We start from the raw sequence: 20,125 nt of genomic DNA on the forward strand, positions 1-20,125 counted from the left end.
GTAGTGAAAATAAAGGCAGGTAAATCAAAAAAGGCAGATTTTTTATTATCTATAAATGAGGGTTATATTTTGATGAGAGAAATGGCTGTAAATATTACAGCCATTCGGATTTATTTTTGCGTAATCTGCTCAACAAACTTCGAGAAAACCGAGCTGTTAAGCGCTGAGCGGTTATAAACCATGAAGACTTCCATTTGAGGCAGCGTAAAGGGTGCGTCAACTTTTTTCAGTCGCAATACGTCACGGTATTTTTCATACAGGACTTCCGGGATATATCCCACTAAATGCGATGCGCTGATCATGGTCATGATTGAAAAGAGAGAGTCGCAGCGAAAACCGATTGTCCTGTCGGCATGCACTTCCTCAGTCTTTGACTGATAGTGTTTCACACCCGCTTCATCGCTCAGGAAGATCGTAAACTTCTCTTTCTGCAGCTCTTCCAGGGTAGCGGTCTCCTGCAGGCGGGGGTGATCCTGACTGCACACCAGAATCATTCGGTAATTAACATAGGGAACGCATACCATTGAGCGATTGTTGATAGGCGCAATGGAGAAAATTAAGTCTGCTTTGCGGTAGGCAAGCAGGTCTTCTGCGGAATCCGCGGACAGCAGCATGTCATGAAGCTCTATTTCATAATTGTGCTCTCGCATCAATAGCTTCATGGGGCTGAGCAGATTGTCGGTTGTCAGAACCTGCGGGCAGTAGATGACAAAATTCTTTTTGAGCGATGAGCCATGCATGATGTTGATGGTCTGCTCAAGCTGATTGAGGTTTTGCTCAAGATGATGATGCAAATTTGCCCCGACGGTGGTGGGAGTGATCCCTTTTCCCGAACGGATAAACAGCGGATCGTTCAGCTGGTTACGCAGCCGCTGCAGGGATTGACTGACCGCGGAAGGCGTTATGTAGAGCGTTTCTGCTGCCTTGCTGATGCTCAGGTGTTGGTAGATGCATTCGAAAATGACCAGCAGATTGAGATCGAATTTTTTTAAGTCGTAAAGATTTGCCATGTTTCATCCTGAGTGTGCTGCGTTGCGTTATCACATCACTGATAACTATAGAAGGAACGTAACCATTTACCATCCTTGATGGTTAGCTCGCTTAATTATGATTGAAAACCAACTTAATATATCACGAACGTAGATTAATGAAATAGAACTTCAATAATGGTTAAGATATTTTTACCTTTAAAATAGAAAACAGAACTGAATAAAAATAGTCAGATTTATATATGGACAAGTAATTATCACTCATTTTTATTTTTACTGGCGTGAGCATTAGCGGCGAAGGGGAATGCTTAGTTTGGTAAAACCTATCACAGCCATAGATATGATTATCCCTTCAATCCATTGCCCTGTCCCGACACGAGTGCTGTAATCGGGGGGCTGTAACGACCTTGATATAAAGGTATGTAGAGCGCAACGCAACGCCAGTCTCACTGGCACTGAAAGTTCCTGTGGAAAGTTCAGGTATCAGGGCCGCCCACCAGGGCGGCCTTTTTACTTTCGGGCTTTTATTCATTGGGTTCACAACGTTGTCTTGTTCGGGTTGTTAGGTATGGCTGATTGATTTGATAAAGCAAACGCATTAGCCCATGTAGCGAAAGTTCGTTACCTTACATCTCAACGAAAACACGGAGGAAGTACAGATGTCTTTGATTAACACCAAAATTAAACCTTTCAAAAACCAGGCGTTCAAAAACGGCGAATTCATTGAAGTCACTGAGAAAGATACCGAAGGCCGCTGGAGCGTGTTCTTCTTCTATCCGGCTGACTTCACTTTCGTTTGCCCGACCGAACTGGGTGACGTGGCCGATCACTACGATGAACTGCAGAAGCTGGGCGTAGACGTGTACTCTGTCTCTACCGACACCCACTTCACCCACAAAGCGTGGCACAGCAGCTCTGAAACCATCGCGAAAATCAAATACGCGATGATCGGTGACCCGACTGGCGCCCTGACCCGTAACTTCGACAACATGCGTGAAGATGAAGGCCTGGCAGACCGTGCGACCTTCGTTGTTGACCCGCAGGGCATTATCCAGGCTATCGAAGTTACCGCTGAAGGTATCGGCCGTGATGCATCTGACCTGCTGCGTAAAGTGAAAGCAGCTCAGTACGTGGCGTCTCACCCAGGCGAAGTGTGCCCGGCGAAATGGAAAGAAGGCGAAGCGACGCTGGCTCCATCTCTGGACCTGGTCGGCAAGATCTAAGTCTGTAAAGTCTGGCGGCGCTGCGCTTGCACAGGCCTACAGTATCGTAGGCCGGGTAAACGACGTGCCACCCGGCAACCCATGGGCGCCCCCCGCGCCCATTTCATTCCAGCACCATGATGCAAGTTGCATTCAGGCCGCCCGTATAAGGCAGCTTGCATGATGACGTTTTTAGAGAGGGAAGAACAATGCTCGACACTACAATGAAAACCCAGCTCAAGGCATACCTTGAGAAACTGACCAAACCTGTTGAGCTGATTGCCACGCTGGACGACAGCGCTAAATCGGCAGAAATCAAGGAACTGCTGGCGGAGATCGCCGAACTGTCACCGAAAGTGACCTTCAAAGAAGCGAACGATCTGGCGGTGCGTAAGCCATCTTTCCTGATCACCAACCCGGGCTCTGATCAGGGGCCGCGTTTTGCCGGCTCACCGCTGGGCCACGAATTTACCTCACTGGTGCTGGCTCTGCTGTGGACCGGTGGGCATCCGTCGAAAGAGGCGCAGGCGCTGCTGGAGCAGATCCGCGATATCGACGGGGATTTCACCTTCGAAACTTACTATTCACTCTCCTGCCACAACTGCCCGGACGTGGTGCAGGCGCTGAACCTGATGTCAGTCCTGAACCCGCGTATTAAACACACCGCAATTGATGGCGGCACTTTCCAGAACGAAATCACCGATCGCAACGTGATGGGGGTTCCGGCAGTGTTCCTGAATGGGCAGGAGTTTGGCCAGGGCCGTATGACCTTGTCCGAAATTGTGGCCAAAGTGGATACCGGCGCCGAAAAACGTGCCGCAGAAGAGCTGAACAAGCGCGATGCGTATGATGTACTGATTGTCGGCTCTGGCCCGGCGGGCGCCGCGGCAGCGGTCTATTCCGCACGTAAAGGTATTCGTACCGGTCTGATGGGCGAACGCTTTGGCGGCCAGGTGCTGGATACCGTGGATATCGAAAACTACATCTCTGTGCCGAAGACCGAAGGCCAGAAACTGGCTGGCGCACTTAAAGCGCACGTCAATGATTACGCAGTGGATGTGATCGACAGCCAGAGCGCCAGCAAGCTGGTTCCTGCCGCAGTCGAAGGTGGCTTACACCAGATTGAAACTGCTTCCGGCGCGGTGCTGAAAGCCCGCAGTGTTATCATTGCCACCGGTGCCAAATGGCGAAACATGAACGTGCCGGGTGAAGATCAGTATCGCACCAAAGGCGTGACCTACTGCCCGCACTGCGATGGTCCGCTGTTTAAAGGCAAACGCGTGGCGGTGATTGGCGGCGGTAACTCCGGTGTTGAAGCGGCTATCGACCTGGCGGGCATTGTTGAACACGTTACCCTGCTGGAATTTGCACCAGAGATGAAGGCAGACCAGGTACTGCAGGATAAAGTACGCAGCCTGAAAAACGTCGACATCGTGCTGAATGCGCAGACCACGGAAGTGAAGGGCGACGGCAGTAAAGTCACCGGTCTGGAGTACCGCGACCGCGTCAGTGGCGATGTGCACAGCGTTCCGCTTTCGGGGATCTTCGTGCAGATTGGTCTGCTGCCAAACACCACCTGGCTGGAAGGCGCCATTGAGCGTAACCGCATGGGCGAGATTATCATCGATGCCAAATGTGAAACCAGCGTGAAGGGCGTATTTGCGGCGGGCGACTGTACTACCGTGCCGTACAAGCAGATCATCATCGCGACCGGTGAAGGGGCGAAAGCGTCTCTGAGCGCGTTCGACTACCTGATTCGCACCAAAACAGCATAATAAAAGTCAGTAAGACTGCACCTGCACCAGGAGAGGCCACCAGAAGGTGGCCTCTTTTTTTATCTCACGACCATCACCGGAATGTGGGTGTGACGGATAACGCTGGAGGCGTTTGAACCCAGCAGATGCGTGGTAATGGACGGATTGCGTGAACCGATAACCACCACGTCGGCGTTCAGCTCGCTCGCCAGCTCGTTAACGGCATCGCGCACGCTGCCAAACCGGACATGCGTTTTAATGCGGGAAGGGTCGATGGTGAAGTGCCCGACCATCGTTTGCAGGCGATTTTCCGCCTCGTGCTGCAGATGCTCTTCAAAGCGGCGTACATCGGCGGCGAAGCGATGCAGACTCAGGCTGGCAGAACCCGGCAGCACGTGTAGAAGATGAATAATCCCGTCCTGCTGCGCCAGAAATTCCGCATGGCGTACGGCCTTGTCGCTCAGCTCCATCTCAAAAACATCAACCGGCATAATAATTCTTTGATACATACCCGTTTCTCCTTGTTTATAAACGCTGGAATCATTCAACCATAAAATGAATATGGTTTTTGTAAGCGCTGCGGCACTTTTCTGTTTTTCCCAGGATAAATCTCAAAAGCCCGCTAATCCCGGGCAGGTCGTCAGGGAACGCTACCCTTAAATACTTACCCGGATCCTTTCGGAGGTCGCATGAAAGCACTCACGTACCACGGTCCACATCATGTTCGTGTCGAGAATGTCCCCGATCCTGTTATTGAACAACCTGACGATATTATCCTGCGTGTAACGGCCACGGCGATCTGCGGTTCGGATCTGCATCTCTACCGCGGGAAGATCCCCAAAGTTGAGCACGGCGATATTTTTGGCCACGAGTTCATGGGCGAAGTGGTGGAGACGGGCAGGGAAGTGAAGACGCTGCAAAAAGGCGACCGGGTGGTGATCCCGTTTGTCATCGCCTGTGGTGACTGCTTCTTTTGCCGCCTGCAGCAGTACGCGGCCTGCGAGAGCACCAACGCCGGGCAGGGCGCCGCGCTGAATAAAAAGCAAATTCCCGCGCCCGCCGCGCTGTTTGGCTACAGCCATCTTTATGGCGGCGTGCCCGGTGGACAAGCGGAATACGTTCGGGTGCCCAAAGGTAACGTCGGGCCGTTCAAAGTGCCTCAGTTGCTCTCCGATGATAAAGCGCTGTTCCTCTCCGATATCTTGCCTACCGCCTGGCAGGCGGCGAAAAATGCCCAGATTGAAAAAGGCTCCAGCGTCGCCGTTTTTGGTGCAGGGCCGGTGGGGTTACTGACCATCGCCTGCGCGCGGCTGTTAGGTGCCGAACAGATCTTTGTGGTTGACCATCACCCGTATCGTCTGCGTTTTGCCGCAGAGCGCTACGGCGCCATCCCCATCAACTTTGATGAAGACAACGACGCAGCGGAAAAAATCATTGAGCAAACCGCAGGCCAGCGCGGCGTGGATGCCGTCATTGATGCCGTGGGGTTTGAAGCCAAAGGCAGCACCACGGAAACCATCCTCAGCAACCTTAAAATTGAGGGCAGCAGCGGTAAAGCGCTGCGTCAGTGTATTGCTGCTGTTCGACGGGGCGGGGTGGTGAGCGTGCCCGGCGTGTATGCGGGCTTTATCCATGGCTTCCTGTTTGGTGATGCCTTCGATAAGGGGCTCAGTTTTAAGATGGGCCAGACCCACGTCCACGCCTGGCTTGGCGAGTTGTTACCGCTGATCGAAAAGGGGCTGCTGACGCCGGAGGAGATTGTCACCCACTATCTGCCGCTGGACGATGCCGAACGCGCCTACCGGATCTTTGAAAAACGGGAGGAGGCGTGCCGGAAGGTGATTCTGGTGCCCGGTGCAGAAACGCCGGAAGCGGCGGAACAGCAGGTTAAAGGGCTGGTGAATGCGTTTCCGGGTGGGGGGGTTTAAGACGGTTCCCTTACCTGCGGCACGATATAGGACGTCCAGGTGAATCTGCGGAAAGAGGATGCGCAGGCATCCTCTGTGCAACGCGGGTCGCGCTTGTTCAGATGGGATTAACGCAGGTAATCGCCTGCCGCTTCTGGCTGGTAGAGCAACGCCAGCACTTCCAGATGGGTCGAGGCACCGCCCGGTAATTCCCAGTGAATGGTATCCCCCGTACGCAGGCCCAGCAGGGCCGCGCCGACCGGTGCCAGCACGGAAAGCTGAGCGCTGCTGTCGGTCATTTGCGCCGGGTAGACCAGCGTGCGGGTTAACTCTTCGCCCGTTGTCAGGTTGCGGAATTTGACCTGGCTGTTCATGGTGACCACGTCATGCGGCATGGACTCCGGGGTACACATCTGCGCCCGGTCGAGCTCTTCATTCAGGGCATCGGCAACCGGGAGCGAGGCGAATTCTGGTTTTTCCAGAAGTCGGTCAATACGTTCTGCGTCAAGTTCATTGATAATGATGGTGGGTCTGGACATTTTTTACTCCATGTCGTTAATGCTGCGTGTAACGCAGAAACCAATCCAAAAGAAAACCCTCGCCGTCTGGCAGCGAGGGTTTAACTCTCCCGATGATACTGTCTGCGCACGCAACTTTGAAGTGATAGAGGTCACATTCATGGGCCATATGAATTTTCGCTGAAATTTATTCAGTCTGTATTTCTGGCGGATTGCGTTACGCTGAACGTTCTGAATCAGGATAGTGGGTAAACGCAGTTCGCGTCTGACCCTCATTAAGAGAGCGCTATGTACTTTTATCAACCGTCACAGGGGCATGGCCTGCCGCATGACCCGCTGAATGCCATTATTGGTCCGCGTCCGATTGGCTGGATCTCCTCCTGCGACCAGGCAGGACAGATCAACCTGGCACCGTATAGCTTCTTTAACTGCTTTAACTACCGCCCACCGATTATTGGCTTTTCCAGCAACGGCTGGAAAGACAGCGTGCGTAATATTAACGAAACGGGTGAGTTTGTCTGGAACCTTGCCACGCGCGATCTGGCTGAGGCGATGAATCTCACCTCCGCTACGCTGCCTCACGATCAAGACGAGTTCTCTTTTTCCGGATTGACGCCAGCGGCAAGCCAGCTTGTAAAGGCGCCACGCGTGGCCGAGAGTCCGGTGAACTTTGAGTGCCGCCTGTCGCAGTGTATTCAGCTGACCGGCGCCGACGGCACGCCGGTAGACACCTGGCTGGTGCTGGGCGAAGTGGTGGGGATTCATATTGCCGAATCGCTGCTGGAAGAGGGGATCTACCAGACGGCGAAAGCGCAGCCCATCCTGCGTGCGGGTGGGCCGACGGCCTATTATGGCATCAGTGATGAACACCGCTTCGATATGGTGCGCCCGATTGTGGATCAGTAACCCACTTTATCGATAACAAACTGTTTGCCACAGTTACCCGGATGTGGCTGTGGCGCAAAAGAGCCGGCAGACAGCGGGTTATTAATGGTGCTGGCCTTAAGCGAGATCTGCATTTCGGTCAGGTAGGCCGGATTACCATTGCAGGTCAGTTTGAACGCTTTGACGTTGTCTTTGCTCCAGCTTTTCGCCACGGCGTTATCAAAATCTTTACGGCTTACCGTTTTACCGTAGTTATCCGCCAGGAATTTACCCACCGCGCTGTTTTTTATCTCCTGATTCATCCGCACCATGGTGCCGAAATAGGCGTCAGGATCAAAGCCGAAGCAGACGCCGTGTTTGGCGTACTCATAGCGTTCCAGGCAGGAGTTACCGCCAGCCCCGGGCATGACGCTGTTCAGCTTTGCGGCACCCGACAGTGATAGCCCGGTTTCGGCGGCTGAGCATTTGCGGCTGGCTTTGGCTTCCGGCATGTTCGGGATTGGGCGGGTCGCGCAGCCAAAACGCATCCAGCGGCGTTCATCCACGCCGCGTGCGGCGATGGATTTTGGCAGGCCAGGCCATAATCCGTGTACGGTTAGATAATCGGTCTTGTTATTGCTCTCTTTTTGCAGACGGCACTCTTCGGGTTCGTTACGGTTACGTTCAGCCATGCTCTGGCAGAACCCGGTTTGCCAGGAAAGCGCCAGAACGTAGCGATCGAAATCGCCATACTGCGTGGCTTTGAGCGGATCCGCCTGCGCGGAGAAGACACAGAGTGCAAGCGCCATGGCGCCAGACGGGATAACGATATCCTTCCTGAACATGTGATTTCCTGATGGGTTAACGCGATAGATTTCTGGAAGTTATTAAAGCACAAAAAGCGCCCGCAGGCGCTTTTTGGATATCGGTCATTTTACTCAGGCTGCGCCAGGAACCAGCACTTCGGTTGCGATAATCACGATGATCAGGCCCACAAGCACCGGGACCGACGTGCGTTTTACCACTTCGAACGGCGAGATTTTTGCCATCCCGGCGACCGCGACTACGACACCTGATACCGGCGAAATGGTACGACCGAGGTTAGACGCCTGCAGCATGGGAATGGAGAGGTAAGCCGGGTTAATACCGGAAGAATGTGCCAGTTTTGGGATCATCTCAACGAAGGCGTAGAACGGCGCGTTGCCTGAACCGGTGGTCATAGCTGCCAGCATGGTCAGCACCACCAGTACCAGCATCAGGATAATGCTGGCAGAGCCGAACGACGTGGCGATGGAGATGAGGCTCTGAATAAAGCCGATAGTGCTCAGACCCTGCGCGAAGACGCCTGCCGCCACCAACAGCATCACGACGCCTGCAAACGCATCGGCCATACCGCGATACGCCACTTCCAGGCCAGAAAATACCTTCTGAGTGTTGAAACCGCGAATAAATTCCAGCATGGCGGCCAGCAGCATACAGATAACCAGAATGGTAATGATGTGCAGCTGTGGTCCCCATTTGCCGTCAAAAATCAGCACGCCGATGATAGGCGTGAACGGCAGAATGGAATAGAACGCCGGGGCGGTGGTGGTGATTTCATTCACGTCCATCATTTCGTGGCTGATGTGCTCTTTTTTATCGAGATAACGCTGCCAGAAGAAATGCGCGATGCCCATGCCCACGATAGCCACAATGGAAATCGGCAGCGTGGTTTTAAAGGCGAAATCGATGAGTGACATTTCCGCGGCTTTCGCCGCCAGTACGACGTCGCCAGAGGTAGGGGAGAGAATAATGGCCGCCGGAGAGGCGCAGATAGCCGCCGCTGCACCACGGCTAATGCCGACGTTAACCATCACCGGGAACAGGGTAGCCATTAACAACACCCCCAGGCCAGTGGCGGACGACACGGCCAGCGACATCAGACAGGCAAGGAAGTAGGCTGCCACCATCAGCAGATACGGGGAGTTGATGTACTGCAGCGGTCTGGAGGCCAGCTTCACGACCATATCGTTGGCACCAATATGGGTCATGTAGGCGGCAAAACCGCACAGCATCATGATCATCATGCCCAGATCGCCACCGCGGCTCATGAGCAGAATTTTAATGTATTCAACAATGTCTGTGGCGGTATACCCGGTGCTCGCTGCGCTGGCGGGTAAGACCTGGTGACCCATCAGGGCGCTAACGATCAGCAAGGCCAGGCCGCCGACAAATAACACGCCCGTGGCGGAATACCCCTTAATGATGTAGCGTGCTACACCGACAATGACGACGACTCCGATAAGGAGCTCGAAAAACGTAAGCATGATTTCCCCTGTATCCTTGCTGCCCGAGAGCACAAATAATCAATAAAAAAGAAGGATGAGAATGTGCCGAATTAATGGCCAGTCCTTGCTGATTAAAATCAATAAATATACTACTAAAGCAGATGTTAGCGATATTTTTGCCATGGTGACGGCAATAATGACATATGGGTATTGACCGGTGACAACAGTGGAGTATGTCATTTAAATGCTAATGAGTTGTTAATTTATTGATTCTATATTAACACGTTCCTGAATAAGAGGGGAAAAGACTTTTCCTGCCGGTGCGCGTTGGTGAGTGGGTCCGTACAGCGTTTCGTGAGAAAGGGGCTGAGCAGCACGAAAACACTGGCTGTAGAGGCTAATGATAATCTTTATACCTTGCAGACAGGGCGTTATGTTTGTCCTGGAAGCCATATTAAATGAAGGGTTATTTTTACCGGTAGGCATTATTAAAAAAGGTTTGAACGCGCCCGTGAGATGATTATTCAACAGGCCACCGTGCCGCTCTCAGAATATTCTCGCAAAGTGGCTGATTAATTAGGAGTAATGCCGATGCCGTTAAGGCTCCATTCAACTATTGTATGGTAAACTTTGCCTCGAATACTAAGAATGGTAATTGCATTGTGATCGTACGTAATAAATTTTTCTTCATTTTTCTGTTTATTTTTGCACAGTTAACGCTCTCTTCTGTGGCACAGGCTGAAGAGAACGCGACGGATAAGGGCTGGTTCTCCACCTTTACGGATAATGTTTCGCAGACCTGGAATGCGCCAGAGCACTATGATCTCTACGTGCCGGCCATCACCTGGCATGCACGCTTTGCCTACGACAAAGAAAAGACCGATAAATATAACGAGCGCCCGTGGGGGGCAGGTTTTGGTCAGTCGCGCTGGGACGAAAAGGGCAACTGGCACGGTATTTATCTGATGGCCTTTAAAGACTCCTTTAACAAATGGGAACCGATCGGTGGCTATGGCTGGGAGAAAACCTGGCGTCCGTTAGCTGACGACAACTTCCACGTTGGCCTGGGCTATACCGCCGGGGTGACTGCACGCGACAACTGGAACTATATCCCCATTCCGGTTCTGCTGCCGCTGGCCTCAATTGGTTATGGTCCTGCAACGTTCCAGATGACCTACATTCCCGGTACGTACAACAACGGTAACGTTTACTTCGCCTGGATGCGTTTTCAGTTTTAACTGAAAAAAGCTGACAAAGCGGTGAAAAAATGCGCAGTCGTTGATTCATATGGGATAAAAATCCGCCAGCGAAAATTAACGCGACTTTAGTCACTTTTTATCAAAGATCCGCTGGACAAAAGGTCCCACAATTGTTGTACTGGTAACCGACACAGCATTTGTGTCGTTTTTTAATGTAAAGGTAATTTTGATGTCTAAGATTAAAGGTAACGTTAAGTGGTTTAATGAGTCCAAAGGATTCGGTTTCATTACTCCTGAAGATGGCAGCAAAGACGTGTTCGTACACTTCTCTGCAATCCAGTCTAATGGTTTCAAAACTCTGGCTGAAGGTCAGCGTGTAGAGTTCGAAATCACTAACGGTGCCAAAGGCCCTTCTGCTGCTAACGTAATCGCTCTGTAATTCAGACGCGTCAGCAAGAATTTCAAAACCCGCTCACTGAGCGGGTTTTTTTCGTTTTGCATCAGCCAAGCAGATACATCTTCAGGAAGCTGGCAACGATCAGCACGCTCAACAACACCACGCCTGCGCTCATCAAACTCTCTTTCATTCTGTCACCCTCGTTCTGTATTGGCACCAGAGTGACAGAGAAAAATTAAGCCAACATTAACGCTTCGGCAGTTAGTGGGGGCTGGCGGAAGAAAATAGCCAGAATGCGATCCCGGTCATCGCAAAAGAGCCGAGCATATTTATCGCAACGTTCAGCAACGCCCAGCCGATACGGCCTTCCTGAAACAAAAACACCGTTTCCGCAGAAAAGGTGGAGAAGGTGGTTAAACCGCCGCAGAACCCGGTGGTAATCAATACTTTCCACATGGGATCGATGTGCGTCATACGGTTAAACCAGGCCAGACCCATGCCAATGATAAACGCACCAATCAGGTTTGCGGCCAGTGTTCCCATTGGAATCGCCTGATGCAGTGGATTAAACCGCATACTCAGGAACCACCGCGCAACGCTTCCCGTCCCCCCACCAATAAAAACAGCTAAAAGGAGTTGTAACACTGTAAATACCTGCTATTTGATGTGTAAGAGTGGCGAGTTTAACGCTGTTTATAATCAGGGGACAAATATGTATGTTGCGGTAGGGCAGTTTGCGGTCACGCCTCGCTGGCATGAGAACGCGGCGCAGTGTGTCTCGCTTATGAAACAGGCACAACAGAAGGGGGGGTCATTGCTGGTGCTGCCGGAGGCCTTGCTGGCACGCGATGATAACGACCCGGATTTGTCGGTGAAATCCGCGCAGCCGCTTGATGGCGCGTTTTTACAGCAATTACTGGCCGAGAGTGCGGGTAATGACATGACCACAATGTTGACGGTCCATGTGCCGTCAACCCCTGGCCGGGCAGTTAACACACTGGTAGCCATCCGTGGCGGCGTCATCATCGCCAGCTATGCCAAGCTTCATCTCTATGATGCGTTCAGTATCCAGGAGTCGCGCCTGGTTGACCCGGGGGAGTGCGTTCCGCCCCTGATCGCGGTTGATGGTTTAAACATTGGGCTGATGACCTGCTACGATTTGCGCTTTCCTGAGCTGGCGTTGAGCCTGGCACTACAGGGAGCGGATGTGCTTGTTCTGCCTGCCGCGTGGGTTAAAGGGCCGCTGAAAGAGCATCACTGGGCCACGTTGCTTACGGCGCGCGCGCTGGATACCACCTGTTATGTGGTCGCGGCAGGGGAGTGCGGCAATAAAAATATCGGGCAGAGCAGGGTGATTGACCCGCTGGGCGTCACGATTGCCGCCGCAGCGGAAGGTCCGGTTTTACTGATGGCGGAGATAATTTCGGAAAGGATAGCGCTTGCACGGCAGCAATTACCTGTTCTTCGCAACCGACGTTTTGCGCCACCGCAATTATTGTGATGTTTTTTTCAACAATGCTTGATTCACCTTGTTACAGGTTGCTATTGTGTGCACGCGCCAAATGACCGTTAATATGATCCGGTTTTGACGCTGAATGCAGCCTGTTTTAAGTAAAGAAGGTATCTATGGGTGAGATTAGTATTACCAAACTGCTGGTGGTTGCCGCACTGGTCGTCCTGCTGTTTGGTACCAAGAAGTTACGCACGCTGGGTGGTGACCTGGGTGCCGCCATCAAAGGCTTTAAGAAAGCGATGAACGACGATGACGCGGCAGCGAAGAAAAGCGCCGAGGATACCGTTCCGGCTGAAAAGCTCTCTCACAAAGAGTAACGGCAATGCCTTAAGGCTTGCGAAAAAAAACCGGCTCAACAGGCCGGTTTTTTTGTATTCCTGTAAGTGAATATTACAGGGTTATTTAACTTCTTCGCCTTTTGCCTGCATATCGGCATGGTAAGAGGAGCGCACAAACGGACCGCAGGCAGCATGGGTGAAGCCCATCGCCATCGCTTCCGCTTTCATCTCATCAAATTCATCCGGGCTAACGTAGCGCTGCACCGGCAGGTGATGACGGCTTGGCTGCAGATACTGGCCCAGCGTCAGCATGGTCACGCCGTGGCGACGCAGATCGCGCATCACTTCGATGATTTCGTCATTGGTCTCACCAAGGCCGACCATCAGACCTGACTTGGTAGGGATATGTGGATGCGCTTCTTTAAAACGCTCCAGCAGCTTCAGGGACCAGTTGTAGTCAGCACCCGGACGCACCTGACGGTAGAGACGCGGTACGTTCTCCAGGTTGTGGTTAAAGACGTCTGGTGGCGTTGCAGTCAGGATATCCAGCGCGCGGTCCATACGACCACGGAAATCCGGCACCAGCGTCTCAATCTTAATGTTCGGGCTTTTCTCGCGAATGGCAGTAATGCAGTCAGCAAAGTGCTGAGCACCCCCATCACGCAGGTCATCACGGTCAACGGAGGTAATGACCACATAACGCAGCGCCATATCAGCGATGGTCTGCGCCAGTTTTTGAGGTTCGTTTGCATCTGGTGCCACCGGGCGGCCATGAGCAACATCGCAGAACGGGCAACGGCGGGTACAGATAGCACCCAGAATCATAAACGTCGCGGTGCCGTGGTTGAAACACTCAGCAAGGTTCGGGCAAGAGGCTTCTTCACATACAGAGTGAAGGCCATTCTTACGCATCGCCGCTTTGATCCCCTGGATACGCGAAGAGTCGGCCGGAAGTTTGATTTTCATCCATTCCGGTTTTCTTAACAGCGCCTCGCGCTCTGTAGCCACGTTTTTAACCGGGATAAGGGCCATTTTATCGGCATCGCGGTATTTAACACCGCGTTCCATCACAATGGGTTTACTCATAGCGTGCGTGTTCCAGTTGCGAATATCGAAGGAAAGCGTTTCAATTCAAGGGAATGTTGTATTTATCAACTATTTTTGAACGAACGACAGGCAGTATATCATTGAAACGGTCGTTAAAGCAGCCTGCCAGGTCGCCAATTTGTAAAATAGTTGTTGTTTTGTGCCTTTTGCCCTGCGTGCGGCAGGGGCTTGTGCTGCGTCAACCTGTCAGAAGGCCTGGCGGATGATGCGGATCACATTTTCAAGTACCGGATCGCGCAGACTGAGCTTATTGTAATGCAGTGAAATCTCAATAGATTCTGCATTCAACTGGCTGAGCGGAATACTTTCCAGCGGCCAGCATTTCCGCAGCAGATGATACAGGCGCGAAGGCATGATGCAGAGCATGTCACTGCTGCCAATCAGGGACGCGGTAGTGAACATATTGTAACTGCTGAAGCTTATCTGGCGCTCCGGGAAAATGTCATCGATACGCTGGCGCAGCGCATGATGTGACTGTCCTTCCGTCATAAATGACGAGTGATCGTAGTTACGCAGATTTTCTATGGTGAGCGGCTCGCTGAGCACCGGATGCTGCTGGCGACAGACCAGCACCAGGTTGTCGGCATAGAGGACATTTTGCCCCAACGCGCGGGCGCTGAAGCTGCCGCTGTCGATAATTAAATCGGTCTGGAACTGGGCAAGCTGCACGTCAGGTTCGCTGATCGGTACATTACGCAGCAGCAGCTGCGGCGCATGCTCTTTTACGGCCTGGTAAATTGCAGGCATAACCAACACCCCCACAGAGGGAGAGCAGCCGATGGTGATGGTTCGCTGTTTGTCGTAGCTTCCGGTTAAATCCAGCGCGCCCAGAATCGACTCCAGCCCCTGGCTGATGTACTCATGCAGATGCGTGGCGTAAGCCGTGGGGGTGACACCCTGTCCCTTACGAATAAATAACGGGTCCGGAAATATAGCGCGCAGCTTTTGAATTGACTGGCTTATTGCAGAGGGCGTGAGATTAAGAATTTTCGCAGCGTTAACGATACCCTTATGGACATATACCGCCTCAAAAATAGTCAATAAATTGAGATCAATATTACGTAAAGTCCGAAAAATTTGCGGCTTGTCTTCGCCACCGGGTTCATTCAGGCGTTTGGCTGGTAAATTATTATACTCCACGCTTTTACTCCGTACACATTCACAACATGAATGATAGTTGAATTTATTTATTATGCTTGTAGAGATTCGTAAAGTGTTGGTTTTGTTTCACTTGTTTATCAAAAACAACCAGTTGAGTGATTATCACGCAAGTTACTTAGGTCCTGCACGCAGCGCTGACGGGAGGCTAAATAATATGGATCGGTAATATTCGAGCGCTTCGAAAATATAGAATCTGCGGATTATTGTAAAGTGTAAAAGCGGCAATTAAATCGTGGCCCGTCAAATTATCGAGCCACAATGTATAATATATTAAGCAGTGATATATTCGTGTGGGGGATTGTTAAGTAGTGCTAACATATTAGCTAAAAGCACAGGACGGATATTTTCTGTTGTTGCCGTATCAACCCACTGGCACATTTGCGTCATTTCCATCCCGGCATAGCCGCAGGGGTTGATGCGCTGGAAGGGCTTCAAATCCATATTAATGTTCAAAGCCAGCCCGTGAAACGAGCAGCCTTTACGGATACGCAGCCCCAGCGAGCAGATCTTCATCTCGCCCACGTAGACTCCCGGTGCGTCGGCCCGCGGATGCGCATCAATACCGTATTCCGCCAGCGTGTTGACGACCGTTTGCTCAAGCAGAGTGACCAGTTCACGTACGCCCAGCTTTCTGCGTTTGAGGTTCAGGAGAACGTACATCACCTGTTGCCCTGGGCCATGGTACGTAACCTGCCCGCCGCGGTCGCTCTGAATAACCGGGATATCGCCCGTCATCAATAAATGTTCCGCTTTTCCCGCTTGCCCCTGCGTAAACACTGGCAGGTGTTCTACCAGCCAGATTTCATCAGGGGTGGTGTCATCGCGTGAGTCGGTGAAGTCATGCATAGCCTGGGAGACAGGCTCATAAGGTTGCAGCCCGAGATGACGGACAAGAATTTTATCCTGATACAAAACGACGTCTCCGAAGACGAGGGACAAAAGATGAGGGGGAGTATATCACAGCGGGGAGAGGGGTTACCCGGCAAACCGGGTAACCGCAGGGGGACTACAGCACCATACGAACAATTTCGATATTGCCGAGCTCTTCGTACAGCGTCTCAACCTGTTCAATGTGTGTTGCGGTAATGGTAATGGATACCGAGTGGTAGTTGCCCTTGCTGCTTGGTTTTACTGACGGAGAGTAGTCACCCGGCGCATGGCGCTGTACCACTTCAACCACCTGATCAACCAGCTCAGGTTTCGCCAGACCCATTACTTTGTAAGTAAATGGGGTAGGGAATTCAAGCAGTTCGTTAAGTTTGGTTTTCATGTCAGCTCCGGCGTAACGTCAAAAAGAATAACTCCCACGTCAGGTGGGAGTTATCAGGATACTTAGTATATGGGGATCAAAATCACACTTTCAAGTGTTCGATTTTTAGCCAAACCAGTGATGGAACATCAATTTAATGTAATCAATGATTTTGCCGAAGAAATTGCCTTCAGGAATTTCCTGCAGGACAACCAGCGGGCGCTGATCGATAGTTTTGCCATCCAGCTGGAAGTTAATGGTGCCTACAACCTGGTTTTTCTGCAGCGGTGCATGCAGCTCGGTGGTGTTCAGCACGTAGCTGGCTTTCAGGTCTTTCATGCGTCCGCGTGGAATGGTCAGGTACAGATCTTTGTCCACGCCCAGGGAGGCGCGATCGTTATCACCGAACCAGACCGGCTCAGAGGCAAACTCTTTGCCTGCTTTTAGCGGGTTCACGGTTTCGAAGAAACGGAAACCCCAGGTCAGCAGTTTTTTGCTTTCTGTCTCACGGCCTTTAAAGGTACGACCGCCCATCACGGCAGAGATCAGGCGCATCTGACCTTCGGTAGCAGAGGCGACCAGGTTGTAACCCGCTTTGTCGGTATGACCGGTTTTGATGCCGTCAACGTTCAGGCTGTTATCCCACAGCAGGCCGTTACGGTTGGTCTGGCGAATACCGTTGAAGGTAAACTCTTTCTCTTTATAGATGGCGTATTCGTTCGGTACATCGCGGATCAGCGCCTGGCCAATCAGCGCCATATCGCGCGCAGAGCTGTACTGACCCTCCGCATCCAGGCCGTGAACGGTCTGGAAGTGGCTGTTTTTCAGGCCCAGCGCAGAAACGTAGCTGTTCATCAGGCCCACAAACGCATCCTGGCTGCCCGCAGCGAAATCGGCCATGGCGACACAGGCGTCGTTACCGGACTGCAGGTTGATACCACGAATCAGCTGAGAGACAGGAACCTGCATACCCGGTTTCAGGAACATTAAAGAGGAGCCTTTAAAGACCGGGTTCCCGGTTGCCCACGCATCGTTACCGATGGTGACCAGGTCTGTTTCTTTAAATTTACCTGCCTTCATCGCCTGGCCGATAACGTAGCTGGTCATCATTTTCGTCAGGCTGGCCGGATCGCGGCGGGCATCGGCATTCTGTTCTGCCAGAACTTTGCCAGAGTTGTAATCGATCAGGATGTAGGATTCCGCATCGATTTGCGGAACGCCAGGGATCATGGTCTTGATGTTCAGGTCATCGGCGTGAGCTGCGGAGAGCGCAGCAGCGCAAAGGGCCGTGGTCAGCGCCATGCGCTGCACAAAACGAGCAGAAAAAGTGGTCTTCATGGTCAGAACTACGACATCCGTGATGGAATTAAAAAAAGTGCCTTACTATAGCAAATGCTATTCAGGCAGGCATCCGACTTTAAGCATGAGTTTGTGAATGACTTTTACACAAACTGACAATTCGGATGCCGCCGATACATTACTTCGCTACAGCGATAAATGACTGGAGTTGCGCTTCATTTTGCAGACGCTGCTGCAGGGTCGCTGCCTGCGATTTGCTGGCAAACGGTCCCATCTGAATACGCCACACAGCCCCGTTTTGCTCAACGCGGCCTGGAACGCCAAACTGCTGGCTCAGGCGCTGTTGATACTGCTGCGCGCGGGCCTGATCGCTGACGGCGCCCACCTGAACGACAAAGCCGCCGCTGGAAGCGGCAGCAGGCGCTGCTACCGCTGCGCTCTGGGTCGTTGCCGGAGCGGTGACGGGGGCAGGCTGCTGCGCGACGGGGGAGGCAACAGGCGCCGGGGCAGGTTCACTGCCTTCCAGCACGCCGGAGGCTAAGGTCGTTGGAGCCCCCAGGAAACCGCTACTCTTTACCGGTGCGCCAGTGCTGTCATCGCTTTGCAACGTGTCGTTGCTGATAGGACGCACTTCGCCTGCTGGCTGAGAAGGCTCGGCCGGCGATGAGACGCTCCCCATGCCACCGTCAAGATTCGGACGGTCGGGAAGGGCGTAGGTCTGTTTCGCCACTGTCGTACACGCGGTACCCGGCCCGGAGAGCGAGCCATCCGGTGCCACGATAATGGGGTCGATACGAACCTTGGTATTGTTCGAGGTGTTCAGGCGGTCGGCGGAGGCGCGCGACAGCGAAATCACACGGTCGTTACCGTACGGACCGCGATCGTTAATGCGGACCACGATCATACGGCCATTCGCCAGGTTGGTGATACGCGCGTAGCTTGGGATAGGCAGCGTCGGGTGTGCCGCAGTGAGTTGCGTCGGGTCGAACGCTTCTCCTGATGCCGTCAGGTTGCTCCCGGGTTCCGCATCATAAATGGCGGCGAAACCCGCCTGGCTGAAACGGGAAGGGTCCTGAACGATTTTGTAGCTTTTGCCGTCGCGCTCATAATCCTGATTCGCGCTGGCGTTGAGCGGTTCATAAACGGGATCGGCGCCGCTGATTTCAACGATTGGGCCATTACACACCGCAGGCTGCGGCGGCGCGACGGTTGCCTGTTGCTGACCATCATCACTTGTGCACGCCGCAAGTAAACTTGCCGCAATGCAGATCCCCAGCCACTGCTTACGCATTCCGATCCCCTTATTTTTATACGCTTTTTGACAACATTTTTCTGTGGGTATGGATCGACATCACGATACCAAACCCGGCCATCAACACGATCAGTGCCGAGCCTCCGTAACTCACCAGCGGAAGCGGAACGCCTACAACCGGCAGAATACCACTCACCATACCAATATTTACGAAGACATAAACGAATAAAATCAACATTAACCCGCCCGCCATGACGCGGCCAAAGGTGGTTTGCGCGCGCGCGGCAATCCACAACCCGCGCATGATTAACAGTACATACAGCGCGAGTAAGATCAAGATGCCGACCAGCCCAAGCTCTTCCGCCAGGACCGCAAAGATAAAGTCGGTATGGCGCTCTGGTAAGAACTCCAGCTGCGACTGGGTGCCGTGCAGCCATCCTTTACCGCGCAGGCCTCCGGAGCCAATCGCGATCTTGGACTGAATAATGTGATAGCCCGCACCCAGCGGATCGGTTTCCGGATCGAGCAGCATCATCACGCGCTGGCGCTGATAATCATGCATCAGGAAGAACCAGAGAATAGGGATGAACGCGGCAACCAGCACCACCGCAATACCAATCAGACGCCAGCTCAGGCCCGACAAGAAGAGAACAAACAGGCCAGAGAGTGCGATGAGGATCGAGGTACCAAGGTCAGGCTGCGCCGCCACCAGCAACGTTGGCAGGAAAATCAATACCAGTGCGATGGCCGTGTTTTTCAGTGATGGCGGACAGACATCGCGGTTGATAAAGCGTGCCACCATCAGTGGAACGGCGATTTTGGCAATTTCCGAGGGCTGGAAGCGAACTACGCCCAGATCCAGCCAGCGCTGTGCGCCTTTGGAGATGGCCCCAAAGGCATCTACCGCAACCAGCAAAATAATACAGAAGATGTAGAGATAGGGGGCCCAGCCTTCGTAGACGCGTGGCGGGATCTGCGCCATGACGACCATAATGACCAGCCCCATCGCGATCTGGCCAATCTTGCGCTCCATCATGCCGATGTCCTGGCCGCTGGCGCTCCAGATAACCAGAGCGCTGTAGACCAGCAGAGCCAGCAGGATCAGCAGCATGGCTGGGTCGATGTGGATTTTATCCCACAGCGATTTTTTATTTGGATTATCCGTCATG

Annotated in this window: 21 protein-coding genes; 8 read left to right on the plus strand and 13 right to left on the minus strand. The window is 52.7% G+C overall.

Annotated features, from left to right (window positions below):
* Positions 1–110: 110 nt before the first annotated feature.
* Positions 111–1,010: a DNA-binding transcriptional repressor CitR gene (gene citR / locus ACQG22_RS06180; RefSeq protein ID WP_045902314.1), complete on the minus strand. Its 900-nt coding sequence runs from the start codon at positions 1,008–1,010 to the stop codon at positions 111–113.
* Between the two features lie 638 nt (positions 1,011–1,648).
* Here citR and ahpC point away from each other — a divergent pair.
* Complete coding sequence (gene ahpC, locus ACQG22_RS06185; protein WP_008501015.1) at positions 1,649–2,212, plus strand: alkyl hydroperoxide reductase subunit C; 564 nt, start codon at positions 1,649–1,651, stop codon at positions 2,210–2,212.
* A 188-nt stretch (positions 2,213–2,400) separates the two neighbouring features.
* On the plus strand, positions 2,401–3,966 hold the full coding sequence (gene ahpF, locus ACQG22_RS06190) for an alkyl hydroperoxide reductase subunit F (RefSeq protein WP_013097607.1): 1,566 nt from the start codon (positions 2,401–2,403) through the stop codon (positions 3,964–3,966).
* Between the two features lie 59 nt (positions 3,967–4,025).
* Here ahpF and uspG read toward each other — a convergent pair whose 3' ends face one another.
* A complete protein-coding gene (uspG, locus tag ACQG22_RS06195; RefSeq protein WP_013097606.1) occupies positions 4,026–4,454 on the minus strand; it encodes a universal stress protein UspG in 429 nt (142 codons plus the stop codon).
* Between the two features lie 180 nt (positions 4,455–4,634).
* Here uspG and ACQG22_RS06200 point away from each other — a divergent pair, with 180 nt between their 5' ends.
* On the plus strand, positions 4,635–5,873 hold the full coding sequence (locus tag ACQG22_RS06200; protein ID WP_369706363.1) for a zinc-dependent alcohol dehydrogenase: 1,239 nt from the start codon (positions 4,635–4,637) through the stop codon (positions 5,871–5,873).
* 107 nt (positions 5,874–5,980) lie between these two features.
* Here the strand turns inward: ACQG22_RS06200 and rnk are convergent, their stop codons facing one another.
* A complete protein-coding gene (gene rnk / locus ACQG22_RS06205; protein ID WP_013097604.1) occupies positions 5,981–6,391 on the minus strand; it encodes a nucleoside diphosphate kinase regulator in 411 nt (136 codons plus the stop codon).
* 267 nt (positions 6,392–6,658) lie between these two features.
* Between rnk and ACQG22_RS06210 the strand changes: the two genes are divergently transcribed.
* Complete coding sequence (locus ACQG22_RS06210) at positions 6,659–7,276, plus strand: flavin reductase family protein (protein WP_013097603.1); 618 nt, start codon at positions 6,659–6,661, stop codon at positions 7,274–7,276.
* On the opposite strand, the gene rna is transcribed toward ACQG22_RS06210, so the two are convergent.
* Positions 7,270–8,079 (minus strand): ribonuclease I, encoded by an 810-nt coding sequence (gene rna / locus ACQG22_RS06215; protein WP_013097602.1) that lies wholly within the window; start codon positions 8,077–8,079, stop codon positions 7,270–7,272. The genes ACQG22_RS06210 and rna overlap by 7 nt on opposite strands.
* A 93-nt stretch (positions 8,080–8,172) precedes the next feature.
* Positions 8,173–9,540: an anaerobic C4-dicarboxylate transporter DcuC gene (gene dcuC, locus ACQG22_RS06220; RefSeq protein ID WP_020685657.1), complete on the minus strand. Its 1,368-nt coding sequence runs from the start codon at positions 9,538–9,540 to the stop codon at positions 8,173–8,175.
* A gap of 581 nt (positions 9,541–10,121) precedes the next feature.
* On the opposite strand from dcuC, the gene pagP reads away from it, so the two are divergent.
* Positions 10,122–10,739, plus strand: coding sequence for a lipid IV(A) palmitoyltransferase PagP (pagP, locus tag ACQG22_RS06225; RefSeq protein ID WP_155687007.1), 618 nt, complete (start codon positions 10,122–10,124; stop codon positions 10,737–10,739).
* Between the two features lie 190 nt (positions 10,740–10,929).
* Entirely contained in the window at positions 10,930–11,139 is a 210-nt protein-coding gene (gene cspE, locus ACQG22_RS06230) for a transcription antiterminator/RNA stability regulator CspE (RefSeq protein WP_002439184.1), read from the plus strand.
* A 219-nt stretch (positions 11,140–11,358) separates the two neighbouring features.
* On the opposite strand, the gene crcB is transcribed toward cspE, so the two are convergent.
* Positions 11,359–11,742 (minus strand): fluoride efflux transporter CrcB, encoded by a 384-nt coding sequence (gene crcB, locus ACQG22_RS06235; RefSeq protein ID WP_029882131.1) that lies wholly within the window; start codon positions 11,740–11,742, stop codon positions 11,359–11,361.
* A gap of 67 nt (positions 11,743–11,809) precedes the next feature.
* Between crcB and ACQG22_RS06240 the strand changes: the two genes are divergently transcribed.
* The gene (locus tag ACQG22_RS06240) at positions 11,810–12,598 is read left to right on the plus strand and encodes a deaminated glutathione amidase (RefSeq protein ID WP_045902313.1); all 789 of its coding nucleotides are present in this window, start codon (positions 11,810–11,812) and stop codon (positions 12,596–12,598) included.
* A 125-nt stretch (positions 12,599–12,723) separates the two neighbouring features.
* A complete protein-coding gene (gene tatE, locus ACQG22_RS06245) occupies positions 12,724–12,927 on the plus strand; it encodes a twin-arginine translocase subunit TatE (protein WP_013097596.1) in 204 nt (67 codons plus the stop codon).
* Between the two features lie 81 nt (positions 12,928–13,008).
* Here tatE and lipA read toward each other — a convergent pair whose 3' ends face one another.
* From lipA to mrdB, 7 genes are all read right to left on the minus strand, one after another.
* Positions 13,009–13,974, minus strand: a complete 966-nt coding sequence (gene lipA / locus ACQG22_RS06250) for a lipoyl synthase (protein ID WP_013097595.1) — start codon at positions 13,972–13,974, stop codon at positions 13,009–13,011.
* Between the two features lie 207 nt (positions 13,975–14,181).
* The gene (locus tag ACQG22_RS06255; RefSeq protein WP_013097594.1) at positions 14,182–15,135 is read right to left on the minus strand and encodes a YbeF family transcriptional regulator; all 954 of its coding nucleotides are present in this window, start codon (positions 15,133–15,135) and stop codon (positions 14,182–14,184) included.
* A 291-nt stretch (positions 15,136–15,426) separates the two neighbouring features.
* Complete coding sequence (gene lipB / locus ACQG22_RS06260) at positions 15,427–16,068, minus strand: lipoyl(octanoyl) transferase LipB (RefSeq protein ID WP_013097593.1); 642 nt, start codon at positions 16,066–16,068, stop codon at positions 15,427–15,429.
* Positions 16,069–16,162: 94 nt separating this feature from the next.
* Positions 16,163–16,426 carry a DUF493 family protein YbeD gene (gene ybeD, locus ACQG22_RS06265; protein WP_003858718.1) on the minus strand — a complete coding sequence of 88 codons (264 nt, stop codon included), beginning with the start codon at positions 16,424–16,426 and terminating at the stop codon, positions 16,163–16,165.
* A gap of 105 nt (positions 16,427–16,531) precedes the next feature.
* Positions 16,532–17,743, minus strand: a complete 1,212-nt coding sequence (gene dacA, locus ACQG22_RS06270; protein ID WP_013097592.1) for a D-alanyl-D-alanine carboxypeptidase DacA — start codon at positions 17,741–17,743, stop codon at positions 16,532–16,534.
* Positions 17,744–17,882: 139 nt separating this feature from the next.
* Positions 17,883–18,995 carry an endolytic peptidoglycan transglycosylase RlpA gene (gene rlpA / locus ACQG22_RS06275; RefSeq protein ID WP_040020605.1) on the minus strand — a complete coding sequence of 371 codons (1,113 nt, stop codon included), beginning with the start codon at positions 18,993–18,995 and terminating at the stop codon, positions 17,883–17,885.
* Positions 18,996–19,011: 16 nt separating this feature from the next.
* Positions 19,012–20,124, minus strand: a complete 1,113-nt coding sequence (gene mrdB, locus ACQG22_RS06280) for a peptidoglycan glycosyltransferase MrdB (protein ID WP_013097590.1) — start codon at positions 20,122–20,124, stop codon at positions 19,012–19,014.
* Position 20,125: the final 1 nt, after the last annotated feature.

Source organism: Enterobacter cloacae complex sp. 309I3, assembly GCF_050031595.1.
Lineage (GTDB): Bacteria > Pseudomonadota > Gammaproteobacteria > Enterobacterales > Enterobacteriaceae > Enterobacter > Enterobacter cloacae.